Source organism: Xanthomonas melonis (genome assembly GCF_020783655.1).
Lineage (GTDB): Bacteria > Pseudomonadota > Gammaproteobacteria > Xanthomonadales > Xanthomonadaceae > Xanthomonas > Xanthomonas melonis.
This window is the reverse complement of record NZ_JAJGQH010000002.1, coordinates 288,036-299,651: the sequence shown is the minus strand read 5'-3', so window position 1 is coordinate 299,651 and position 11,616 is coordinate 288,036. Positions and strand designations below refer to the sequence as shown.

The window sequence follows — 11,616 nt, the reverse complement described above, 5'->3', positions numbered from 1 at the left end:
GTCAGAGCTTGATCCTGCGGAAAACGAATTCGGGTATGTTTTTGATCACCAGCATGATGGCCCACCAAAATGCTGGCAGATAGGCCACAGCGCGACGCTTGTCCACTGCACCGAGGATTCCCTTGGCGATCTGGTCCGGCTTTGCCCACAGTGCGCCTTTTTTGAAAGCCGCGGTCATGGGGGTGTCGACGAAGCCCGGCTTGATCGTGAGCACGTTGATGCCTTCCGGGCGCAGGCGCTGGCCCAGACCGCTCAGGTACGCAGTCACAGCCGCCTTGGCGCTGCCGTAGAGGTAGTTGCTGGCTCGGCCGCGGTCTCCCGCCACCGAAGAAATGACTGCAAGCGTGGCGCCCGACGTCAGTCGCGGCACAATCGCCGCGCACAGGGCAATGGTGGAAGTGCCGTTGGTTGCAAACTCACGAAGCGACAGTTCGACCGATGCGTTACACGCAGCCTGTTCCGGCAGCGTGCCATGCGCTATCAACACGATATCGACGCCGCCCAATGCAGCCCAGGCAGCATCCAGAATGTCGCCATGACGTGCATTGTCGTTGACATCCAGCACGCCAAAGCTGCTTCGGGCGCCGCGGATCGTGAGGTCAGTCGCAATCGTCTCCAGGCGCGTTGCCTGTCGGCCGAGCAGATGGATGGCCGCCCCGCGTGCGGCGTAGCGTCGGGCGGTTGCTTCGGCGATGGCCGAGGTGGCACCGATGATGAGGACGCGTTGCATGTCTACTCCGTGACCCGGCGCCAGAAGCTGGAAGAAAAACGTGGGTCGAGATAGTTGCCGAACTCGCGCCAGCGGCCGTAGGCACGCTGAAACGACTGTGCAGCCATACGTGCATCCTTGGCAGGGTACAGAGCGCCGCCTGTCTCGTCGACGATGCGGTCCAGTCGCTCGAGCAGGCGGAGTACGTCAGGACCGGTGTTGGGAAAGTCCAATGCCAACGTCGTCCCGGGCCTCGGGAAAGACAGCATGCCGATGGAAGGTATGTTGCCGAACTCTTTCAGCACTGCCAGGAACGAGCCGCTGCCGCTGCGCGCGATCTCGGCAAGCAGCGCGTCGACCCCGTCCCGTGCGGTTGCGGGCGGCAATACGCATTGATACTGCAGAAAACCGGATGGGCCGTACATCCGGTTCCAGTCGCGGATGCCGTCCAGCGGGTAAAAGAACGGCAACAGATGGCTGACGAAGCGTTTGTGCGGTGCCGGCTGGCGCCAGTAGTAAAGCGCATTGAAAGGCCGCAGGGATAATTTGTTCACCAACGAAATCGGTGGCGTGACCGGCATGGACAGGCCTGCGCCTGGCGATTTCGGTCGCTCCTGGGCAAGCCCGGTGCAGTGATCGGCGCGGGTGAAGTGCCCGCGTCCGCGTGCCTTGCCGCTTGCCAGGCAATCGATCCAGGCCACGCTGTACTCGTGGCTGTCGGCAGATGCGGCCGATAAGGCGAAAAATTCGTCGAGCGAGCCGAAGCGGATATTTTCTGCTTCCAGCGTGGGACTGCCGACACGGCGTAACTGAATTTCGGCCCAGGTGATCAGGCCGGTCAGGCCTAGGCCTCCCACTGTGGCCGCAAACCAGAGATCGGCGTCATCCGGGGTGCACAGCCGCCGCTCGCCGTCGCTGCGCAGCAACTCGAATGCGCGCACATGGTGGCCAAAATTGCCGGTGCGATGGTGGTTCTTGCCATGCACGTCGTTGGCGATCGCGCCGGCGACGGTGACGTAGCGAGTGCCGGGTGTCACAGGCAGGAACCAGCCTTGCGGCAATACCAGCTCGATGATTTCGGCAAGGGTGACTCCCGCCTCGCAGCGCAGGACGCCATTGCCCGGATCAAATGAGATGAAACGATCGAGTCCGCGTGCGCACAGCAGTGCGCCATCCGGGTTCAGGCAGCTGTCGCCATAACTGCGTCCATTGCCACGGGGCAGGGCAAAGCCATCGAAGGCCGGCAGACGCGCCGCACGATCGTGGATCGGTAGCAGTGTCTGGTGTGCTCTGGGATAGCGCCCCCAGGACTGCCCCGCCGTCATCAGATGGCACTCAGGGCGAACAACCCGCACAGCACCACAACGATCTGGCTGACGCGATCGGTGGCAGCGAATACGATCGGGTCATCATGCATCTCTCCGCGATGGGCGATGATCCAGACCCGGCTCACCCAATACAGCAGCACCGGACACACCAGCCAGAGCAGCTTGGGATTGCGGTACAGCTCCACACTCTCGGGGCTGTTGATGTACAGCGCCATCACCATCACCGCGATGTAGCCAGCCGCCGCGCCCATGGATTGCAGCAGCGAGAGATCCTCCACCGAATAGGCACGACCACTGGCCCTGGTTTTGCCGCTGCTCAACATGGCATGCAGTTCGGTATAGCGCTTGAGCAGGGCCAGCGACAGGAACATGAACATCGAAAACGCCAACAGCCAGAACGACAGTTCGACTCCGATCGCCATGGCGCCGCCGATGATGCGCACGGTATAAAGCGCCGCGAGCAGCACGACGTCGATCATCACGATGCGTTTCAAGCGCAGCGAGTACGCCAATGTCATGACGTAGTAGGCAATAAGTACCAGGGTGAACTCGATGCTGCATGCCAGCGATAGCAGAATGCCAGCGACGGTCAGCGTAGGGGCGACCAGCAGGCCCTGCAAGAGAGGAAGGCGACCTGCCGCAAACGGGCGCTTTCGCTTGCGCGGGTGCTGGCGATCAGGCGTCAGGTCCAGCAGATCGTTGAGCACATAGACGCCGGAGGCGCATAGCCCGAACGCCACTAACGCAAGCGCGGACTGCATCACCGATTCCAGATCCAGGAAGCGGTGCGCGGTCAGCAAGGGAACGAATACCAGCAGATTCTTCAGCCACTGATGCAGGCGTAACGCCTTCAGCCATGCACGGGCACGCGGCGGAGCCGGCCAATGCGCATGCACGGTCGTCCGCTGCGCAGCGGCCTTGGCGAGTGCAGCGCCATTGTTGACGACCCAGGCGCCACCGGCCTTTTCCCACACGTGCAAATCCACACTGCCGTTACCTGCGTAATCGAAGTTGCCCTGACCAAACGCTTCCACCAGCACATCTGCCTTGTTGCGACCGGACAGATTTCGCTTGCCATCACTGGCGATTACCTGCTCAAACAGGCCCAGATGGTCTGCAATAGGCTTCACCAGGAGTGCGTCGGACGCCGTGCACAGCACGCGCGGGCGCTGTGTCGTGGTGCGCAGCAGCTCCAGCATTTGGTGGTTGTAGGGCAGGGTCCCCGCAGGCAGGACGACGCGCGAGGCAAGTTCCCGCTTCAGCGCCGCTTTGCCGCGCAGCAGCCACAGGGGCAGCAAGAACAGGTACAGCGGATTTCGCGCCATCAGGGCCAGCACCGACTCGTAGAGGATGTCGGAATTCAAAAGCGTGCCATCCAGATCCACGCAAAGGGCGCGTCCTGAAACCGCCGGACGGGTGGAGCTGCTGGTAGGGACGGACATCGACTGCCTGGCGATCCATTGCGGGGCCGCGATTATACCTAGTCGATCAACCCGCTTCTTCCCTCGATGCGAATTCTGCGATCAGCATGGCCGCCGCGCCGACGGCAATGGCGTACCAGAGCGTGACCAGGCGCGCCGCGACGGCGACCGCAATTGCGTCCGGCGTAGAGATCCCAAGCCGATTGAGCATCAACACAATGGCCAGTTCGGTGGTGCCGACCCCACCGGGAACGAACGACAATGCGCCGATCAGCATCGCGAGTGGATAGATACCGAGCGCGACCATGGGGTTCAGCTGCAAGCCCATACCAGCGCACAGGCTCACGAACACAGCCGATGTCAGTCCCCAGGCGAAGAATCCGGCGAACATGCTTTGCCCGAACGCGCGCAGATCCAGGCAACTACGCAGCTCCAGTGCGGCCGCGAGGCCAAGGCGGGCCAGGCGTCGCAACCAGCGGCCGGGAAGGCGTTCTCGCACGCGTGCAAGGCTATTCGATAGCGCGGGCCACGCCGCCGCGCCGAACAGCGCACAGATAAATCCCAGCACCACGGTCACCAGGGTGCCCAGGGTTGGGAATACCGACGCAGCCAGCAGCGACAAGGACAGGATGACCAGCAGGTCGGACGCGCGCTCGAAGATGAAGACGCCCAGCGTGCGCTCGGCCGGGATGCCCATGCGCGCGAAATAGCGGATCCGCATCAGTTCGCCGGCCTTGCCGGGCGTTGCGGTCAGGGCAAAGCCCGCCAGATAGCCAGCCAGGCCCGGTAGTACTGGCACGTGATGCCCCTTGCGGCGGAGGAGCCAGTGCCAACGCCAGTACCGGAACAGATACGTGATGGAGACGGGCACGATCGCGAGCGACATCAACCGCCACACCTCGCTCAGCCGCGAAAAGGTCCCGTTTCCGTGGTCCACCCAAACCAATACGGCGACGTACCCCGCGCACAGCAGGAACACGAAGGCGGCCAGATAATCCAGACGGTGCCGCAATCTTGAGGCACCGTCGATGCTGGAAGGCAAAGGTGAATCCATTGCAGCAGAAGGGCCTCAGCCCAGCGCAGCCTCCAGCTCCGGCAGCAGGGTGAACAAATCCCCCACCAACCCGATGTCGGCAATCTCGAAGATCGGCGATTCCGGGTCCTTGTTGATCGCAACGATCGTGCCGGCGTCCTTGATGCCGGTCAGGTGCTGGATCGCCCCGCTGATGCCGATCGCCACGTACAGCTCGGGCGCGATGATCTTGCCGGTCTGGCCGACCTGCAGCTCGTTCGGTACATAGCCGGCGTCCACGGCCGCACGCGAGGCGCCAACGGCGGCGCCGAGTTTGTCGGCCAGGCTATAGATGTGCTTGAAATTATCAGCCGAGCCCACGCCGCGGCCGCCGGAGACCACGCGCTTGGCGCTCTGCAGGTCGGGGCGGTCGGAGCTGCCGGCCGCCAGGCCGATGAAGCGGCTATGCGTCGGCAGCGTGGCATTAACCGTGACGGGCTCGACCGCCGCACTGCCGCCCTTGGCCGCTTCCGGCCAGGACGCGCTGCGCACTGTCGCGACCACGATCTGCTCGGCCGGGGCCTTGACGGTGATGATGGCGTTGCCTGCGTAGATCGGGCGCTTGAAGGTATACGCGTCTTCGACAGTCATCAGATCGGAGATCTGGTTGACGCCCAGCAATGCCGCCACGACCGGCATCAGATCCTTGCCAAAGGTGGTGGAGGGGCCGAAGACATGGGTGTAGCCCTGACCCGCCAGTTGGGCGATCTGCGGTCCCAGCACCTGCGCGATGGCGTGTTCGTTGGCCGCGTTGGCCACGGTCAATACACGCGCGACGCCGGCCAGCTGCGCGGCCTGTGCGGCAACGCCTGCTGGGTCGGCGGCCAGCACGACCACATCAATGGATTCGGCCGAGATCGCCTGTGCGGCGCTCAGTGTCTTGGCGGTGGCCGCATTGAGCTGGCCGTTGAGATGTTCGGCGACGACTAGAACCTTGGTCATTACAGCAACCCCTTCTGCTTGAGTGCGGCCACCAGTTCGGCGGCATCCTTGACCATCACTCCGCGGCTGCGCTTGGACGGCGCCGCGTAGTGGGTAGTGGTCAGGCTGTCATGCGCCGCGACCCCGAGATCGGCAAACGCCAGGGTTTCCAGCGGCTTGCTCTTGGCCTTCATGATGTCGGGCAGCTTGATGAAGCGCGGCTCGTTCAGGCGCAGATCGGTGGTGATCACCGCCGGCAGGTCCACCTCCAGCGTTTCCAGGCCGGCGTCGACCTCGCGGGTCACCGTGGCCTTGCCATCGGCAACGACGAGCTTGCCGGCGAAGGTCGCCTGCGGGCGACCCCACAGGGTGGCCAGCATCTGGCCGGTCTGATTGGCGTCGTCATCGATGGCCTGCTTGCCAAGGATGACCAAGTCCGGCTGTTCCTTCTCCACCAACTTGAGCAACGCGCGCGCGGCGGTCAGCGGCTGAACGGCGGCATCGGTGACCACATGGATGCCGCGGTTGGCGCCCATGGCAAGACCGTTGCGCAGGTGCGCGGCCGCATCGGCGGGCGCCAGGGTGGCGACCACCACCTCGGTGGCGATGCCAGCGTCGCGCAGGCGCAGAGCCTCTTCCAGGGCGATTTCATCGAACGGGTTCGGCGAGAGCTTGACGCCGTCGGTGACCACGCCGGAGCCATCGGGCTTGACCTGAATGCGGACGTTGTAGTCCACCACGCGCTTGTAGGCGACGAGGATTTTCATCGTGTACGAGATCCTTCAGCTATTGCGGGAAGGCCCGGCCGCGGCGGCAGGCTCGGGAGTGCGGGCATTCTAACCGGGAGGGGCGCACCATGCGATGGCGTATGGATGTTGCGGTGCAACACTTCCGAGCATTGTTTGGGCAATGCGTAGGCCCGGGATTGCTCAGACCGTATATCCTGTGTGGTTTGAAAACGCAGCGCAGTGCGCGCGACCAGGAGGGGTAGACAGTGGCGACTTGGCTAGTGACCGGCGGGGCCGGTTTTATCGGCGGAAATTTTGTTCTCGAGGCGGTCGCGCGTGGGATCCGCGTGATCAATCTCGACGCGCTCACCTATGCGGGCAACCTGAACACGCTGACGTCGCTGGAAGGCAATGCCGACCATGTCTTCGTCAAGGGTGACATCGGCGACGGCGCACTCGTGACCCGTCTGCTGCAGGAACACCAGCCGGACGCAGTGCTGAACTTCGCTGCCGAAAGCCATGTGGATCGCTCGATCGAAGGCCCTGGCGCGTTCGTCCAGACCAATGTCGTCGGCACCCTGGCCTTGCTCGAGGCCGTACGCGACTACTGGAAGGCGCTGCCGGATGCGCGTCGCGAGGCCTTCCGGTTCCTGCACGTGTCCACCGACGAGGTCTATGGCACGCTGGGCGAGACCGGCAAGTTCACCGAAACCACGCCGTATGCGCCCAATTCTCCGTACTCGGCGTCCAAGGCCGCCTCGGATCACCTGGTACGCGCGTTCCACCACACCTACGGGCTGCCGGTACTGACCACCAACTGCTCGAACAACTACGGCCCGTACCATTTCCCGGAAAAGCTCATTCCGCTGGTGATCGCCAAGGCGCTGGCCGGCGAGGCGTTGCCGGTGTACGGCGATGGCAAGCAGGTGCGCGACTGGTTGTTCGTCAGCGACCACTGCGAGGCGATCCGCACCGTGCTGGCCAAGGGCCAGGTCGGCGAGACCTACAACGTGGGCGGCAACTCCGAGCGCCAGAACATCGAGGTCGTGCAGGCGATCTGTGCGCTGCTGGATCAGCACCGCCCGCGTGAGGACGGCAAGCCGCGTGCGAGCCAGATCACCCATGTCACCGACCGCCCCGGACACGACCGTCGCTACGCGATCGATGCCTCCAAGTTGAAGAACGAGCTGGGTTGGGAACCTGCATATACCTTCGAGCAAGGCATCGCGCAGACAGTGGAGTGGTACCTGACCAACCAGGCCTGGGTGCAGGGCGTGCTGGATGGCAGCTATCGGCTGGAACGGATCGGCGCCGCAGCGTAACACGAGCTCTTAGGCAAGAGCCCGCGCATGCAAGCGTGTGCGGGCCTCAACAGGACATACCTGATGACACAACGTAAAGGCATCATTCTGGCCGGCGGCTCCGGCACGCGCCTGTACCCGATCACCAAGGGCGTCAGCAAGCAGCTGTTGCCGGTGTACGACAAGCCGATGATCTACTACCCGCTCAGCGTACTGATGCTGGCGGGCGTCCGCGACATCCTGATCATCAACACGCCGCACGAGCAGGCGCTGTTCCAGGCGCTGCTGGGCGATGGCTCACAGTGGGGCATCAATATCCGGTATGCCGTGCAGCCCAGCCCTGACGGTCTGGCGCAGGCCTATCTGATCGGTCGCGAGTTCGTCGACGGCAAGCCGAGCTGCCTTGTGTTGGGCGACAATATCTTCCATGGGCATGGCCTGACCGATACCTTGCGCCGCGCGGATGCGCGTGAGCAGGGTGCCACCGTCTTCGGTTACTGGGTCAACGACCCGGAGCGCTACGGCGTTGCCGAATTCGATCAGCAAGGCAAGGTCATCGATATCGCCGAAAAGCCCGAAAAACCCCGCTCCAACTACGCGGTAACCGGTTTGTACTTCTACGACGGCAAGGCCAGCGATTATGCGGCTGCGCTGAAGCCATCGCCACGCGGTGAGCTGGAGATCACCGATCTCAATCGCTGCTATCTGGATGCGGGCAACCTGCATCTTGAGCCGCTGGGGCGCGGCTATGCATGGCTGGATACCGGTACGCATCAGTCACTGCATGAAGCAGCCAACTTCATCGAGACCATTCAGATGCGTCAGGGTTTACAGGTGTGCTGCCCGGAAGAGATCGCGTTTGGACAGGGCTGGATCGATGCCGAGCAACTGGAACGTCTGGCAGCGCCTTTGCGCAAAAACGACTACGGCAAGTATCTGCACGAATTGGCTGTGAGAGGAGTTGTTCCATGAAAGTGATTGAAACGAAGTTGGCCGGCTGTGTGGTGATCGAGCCGGCGGTGTTCGGCGACGAGCGCGGATACTTCTTCGAGACGTGGAATGCCGATCGCTTTGGTCAACACAACCTGCCGACCCGGTTCGTGCAGAGCAACGTGTCGACCTCAGCCAAAGGCGTGCTGCGTGGCCTGCATTACCAGTGGCCGCGTCCGCAGGGCAAGCTGGTCAGCGTCCTGGAAGGTGAGGTCTATGACGTCGCCGTGGATGTTCGCCGCGGCTCGCCGACCTTCGGTCAATGGGAGGCAGTGATGCTAAGTGCGGAGAACAAGAAGCAGTTCTGGATTCCGGAAGGCTTCGCGCACGGCTTTGCAGTGCTCTCCGAGCGCGCGGTATTCAGCTATCTGTGCACGGATGTGTACGTCAAGGAAGCCGACGCGGGTGTGCGTTGGGATGATGCGGCGATCGGGATCGACTGGCCGATCAGCGATCCGGTGCTCTCGGCCAAAGATGCCGCGGCGCCTTTCCTGGCGGATGTGCCGGATGAGCGTCTGCCGGTATTTGCAGCATGACGACGTTGGTACTGGGAGCCAGTGGACAGGTCGGCACGGAATTGCTGCGGGCGTTGGCAGGCGATGGCCCGATCCTGGCCAGCACGCGCAGTGGTCGGTTGCCGGACGGTGCCGCGTGTGAGGTCGCCGACTTCGACGCGCCGCAAAGTCTAGGGGCCTTGCTGGATCGGCTTGCGCCAACTCGCGTCGTCAACGCAGCCGCCTACACCGCCGTCGATCGTGCCGAGCAGGAGCGCGATGCGGCATTCCGCGCCAACGCCGAGGCGCCAGCGGTCATTGCGCAATGGTGCGCGCGTGCCGGTGTGCCGCTGGTCCATTACTCGACCGACTATGTGTTCGATGGGCAGGGCACGCGTCCTTATCGGCCGGACGACGCCACCGCGCCGCTCGGCGTGTACGGGCAGAGCAAACTGGCCGGCGAACAGGCGGTGCAGGCGGCCGGCGGTCGGCATCTGATCTTCCGCACTGCCTGGGTCTACGCCGCGCACGGACACAACTTCCTGCGCACGATGCTGCGCGTGGGAGCCGAGCGCGACGTGCTGCGCGTGGTCGCCGATCAGATCGGCACGCCGACCCCGGCGGCGTTGATCGCCGACATCACCGCGCATGCGCTGCGCCAACCGGGCGAACCTTCCGGCGTGTGGCATCTGACCGCTGCCGGGCAGACCAGCTGGCACGGTTTCGCCGAAGCCATCTTTGCCCAAGCGCGCGCGCGCGGCCTGATCGCACGCGCGCCGCGCGTGGAAGCGATCGCCACTGCCGACTATCCCACGCCGGCCACGCGCCCGGCCTATTCGCGGCTGGATACCCGGAGCCTGCAGGACACCTTCGGCGTCCGTCTGCCCGACTGGCAGGACGGACTGAGCCAGGTGCTGGACACGCTCGCCCAGGATTGAGCGTCTTCAGTGGTGTCATGGCCCGATGCGGCTTCAGCACCGACTCATAGCTTGCCTCTCGCTTCGGCTACCATCGGGACTGGTCCACGCCAGGCCGGCGAGCTGCTTCATGCAGGTCGTGGTCGACGTGGATGTGCCGCCGAAGCGGGCGCGTCGCGCGATGCACGGGCTGGATGCGTGCATCCGTGTGCACCGCGTTGCATTGGTCGGCACCGTGCAGTTCTCGCGTGTCCCCCAGCGGCGCGGCGGCCCATAGCGGGCTCGGCCGCGCCGGCATCACGCCAGGATCTGCGCGCAGCGCGCTGCTTCCTCCCCCCATCCAAAATCGCAAGGAATTCCAATGAAGATCGCTGTCGCGGGTACTGGCTATGTCGGCCTGTCCAATGGCGTGCTGCTCGCCAAGCGCCATGAAGTCGTGGCGCTGGACATCGTCGAGGCCAAGGTCAAGCTGCTCAACGAAGGCCGCTCGCCGATCGTCGACAAGGAGCTCGAGGCTGCGCTGGCCGAGGGCGGCCTGAACTTCAAGGCCACGCTGGATGCCAACGAGGCGTTTGCCGGCGCCGAGTTCGTGATCATCGCCACCCCCACCGACTACGATCCGGACACCAATTACTTCAACACCGGCTCGATCGAGGTGGTGATCGCCAAGGTGCTGGAGATCAACCCGCAGGCGACGATGGTCATTAAGTCGACTATCCCGGTCGGCTACGTCGCCAAGCTGCGTGCGCAGTTCGGCACCGACAACATCATCTTTTCGCCGGAATTCCTGCGCGAAGGCCGGGCGTTGTACGACAACCTGTACCCGTCCCGGATCATCGTCGGCGAGCGTTCGGCGCGTGCGGAAACCTTCGCGCGCTTGTTGCAGGAAGGCGCGCTCAAGCCCGACGTGCCGGTGCTGTTCACCGAGCCGACCGAGGCCGAGGCGATCAAGCTGTTCGCCAACACCTATCTGGCGATGCGGGTGTCCTACTTCAACGAACTGGATACCTACGCGCTTACCCACGGGTTGGACAGCCGCCAGATCATCGAAGGCATCTGCCTGGATCCGCGCATCGGCAGCCACTACAACAATCCTTCGTTCGGCTACGGCGGTTACTGCCTGCCCAAGGACACCAAGCAGCTGCTGGCCAACTATCAGAGCGTGCCGCAGAACATCATTCGGGCAATCGTCGATTCCAACACCACGCGCAAGGATTTCATCGCCGCCGACGTACTGCGGCGCCATCCCAAGGTGGTTGGCATCTATCGCCTGATCATGAAGGCCGGTTCGGACAATTTCCGCTCGTCCAGCATCCAGGGGGTGATGAAGCGTCTCAAGGCCAAGGGCGTGGAAGTCATCGTGTACGAACCCACCCTGAGCGATCCGGAGTTCTTCCGCTCGCGCGTGGTCAACGACCTGGCTGCGTTCAAGCGCGAGGCCGACGTCATCATCAGCAACCGCATGGCCGAGGCGTTGCAGGACGTGCAGGACAAGGTCTATACGCGCGATCTGTTCGGCGACAACTGAGCGGGGCAGCCGCTGGGCGCGGGCGGGGGGCGGTGCCACTCGTCCATGCCATGCATCAGGCAGCACCCGATGCGGCGCTGTTTGGGCCCCTAGGCGAGCGTCGATTGCATTCGGCCGGTATCAAATGCGGGCGCTGCAGCGGCGTCGCCCGCACGCAGGGGTGTGCGATGCAGCCAACGCAGGCAGGCGCCCTCTGGTCTGCAGACG

Annotated in this window: 11 protein-coding genes; 5 read left to right on the top strand and 6 right to left on the bottom strand. The window is 63.8% G+C overall.

The features are described 5' to 3' along the window. Position 1: 1 nt before the first annotated feature. The 6 genes from LL964_RS03110 to LL964_RS03085 form a co-directional block, all read right to left on the bottom strand. The gene (locus tag LL964_RS03110; protein WP_104585092.1) at positions 2-730 is read right to left on the bottom strand and encodes an SDR family oxidoreductase; all 729 of its coding nucleotides are present in this window, start codon (positions 728-730) and stop codon (positions 2-4) included. 2 nt (positions 731-732) lie between these two features. Then, positions 733-2,034 (bottom strand): FAD-binding oxidoreductase, encoded by a 1,302-nt coding sequence (locus LL964_RS03105; RefSeq protein ID WP_104585090.1) that lies wholly within the window; start codon positions 2,032-2,034, stop codon positions 733-735. After that, complete coding sequence (locus LL964_RS03100) at positions 2,034-3,422, bottom strand: UbiA family prenyltransferase (protein ID WP_104585089.1); 1,389 nt, start codon at positions 3,420-3,422, stop codon at positions 2,034-2,036. Before LL964_RS03100 ends, LL964_RS03105 begins: the two co-directional genes overlap by 1 nt. Before the next feature lie 103 nt (positions 3,423-3,525). Further along, positions 3,526-4,512 carry a lysylphosphatidylglycerol synthase transmembrane domain-containing protein gene (locus tag LL964_RS03095; RefSeq protein WP_104585087.1) on the bottom strand — a complete coding sequence of 329 codons (987 nt, stop codon included), beginning with the start codon at positions 4,510-4,512 and terminating at the stop codon, positions 3,526-3,528. A gap of 15 nt (positions 4,513-4,527) precedes the next feature. Continuing rightward, positions 4,528-5,472 carry an electron transfer flavoprotein subunit alpha/FixB family protein gene (locus LL964_RS03090; protein ID WP_104585085.1) on the bottom strand — a complete coding sequence of 315 codons (945 nt, stop codon included), beginning with the start codon at positions 5,470-5,472 and terminating at the stop codon, positions 4,528-4,530. Beyond that, positions 5,472-6,218 (bottom strand): electron transfer flavoprotein subunit beta/FixA family protein, encoded by a 747-nt coding sequence (locus LL964_RS03085; protein WP_104585083.1) that lies wholly within the window; start codon positions 6,216-6,218, stop codon positions 5,472-5,474. Before LL964_RS03085 ends, LL964_RS03090 begins: the two co-directional genes overlap by 1 nt. A 227-nt stretch (positions 6,219-6,445) precedes the next feature. Between LL964_RS03085 and rfbB the strand changes: the two genes are divergently transcribed. The 5 genes from rfbB (at position 6,446) to LL964_RS03060 (ending at position 11,409) form a co-directional block, all read left to right on the top strand. Then, positions 6,446-7,501 carry a dTDP-glucose 4,6-dehydratase gene (gene rfbB, locus LL964_RS03080; protein WP_104585081.1) on the top strand — a complete coding sequence of 352 codons (1,056 nt, stop codon included), beginning with the start codon at positions 6,446-6,448 and terminating at the stop codon, positions 7,499-7,501. Between the two features lie 63 nt (positions 7,502-7,564). Beyond that, positions 7,565-8,452 (top strand): glucose-1-phosphate thymidylyltransferase RfbA, encoded by an 888-nt coding sequence (rfbA, locus tag LL964_RS03075; protein ID WP_104585079.1) that lies wholly within the window; start codon positions 7,565-7,567, stop codon positions 8,450-8,452. Beyond that, on the top strand, positions 8,449-9,006 hold the full coding sequence (gene rfbC / locus LL964_RS03070) for a dTDP-4-dehydrorhamnose 3,5-epimerase (protein WP_104585077.1): 558 nt from the start codon (positions 8,449-8,451) through the stop codon (positions 9,004-9,006). Before rfbA ends, rfbC begins: the two co-directional genes overlap by 4 nt. Beyond that, positions 9,003-9,902 carry a dTDP-4-dehydrorhamnose reductase gene (gene rfbD / locus LL964_RS03065; RefSeq protein ID WP_104585075.1) on the top strand — a complete coding sequence of 300 codons (900 nt, stop codon included), beginning with the start codon at positions 9,003-9,005 and terminating at the stop codon, positions 9,900-9,902. Before rfbC ends, rfbD begins: the two co-directional genes overlap by 4 nt. A gap of 340 nt (positions 9,903-10,242) precedes the next feature. Next, the gene (locus tag LL964_RS03060; protein WP_104585073.1) at positions 10,243-11,409 is read left to right on the top strand and encodes a nucleotide sugar dehydrogenase; all 1,167 of its coding nucleotides are present in this window, start codon (positions 10,243-10,245) and stop codon (positions 11,407-11,409) included. The last annotated feature ends 207 nt before the right edge of the window (positions 11,410-11,616 follow it).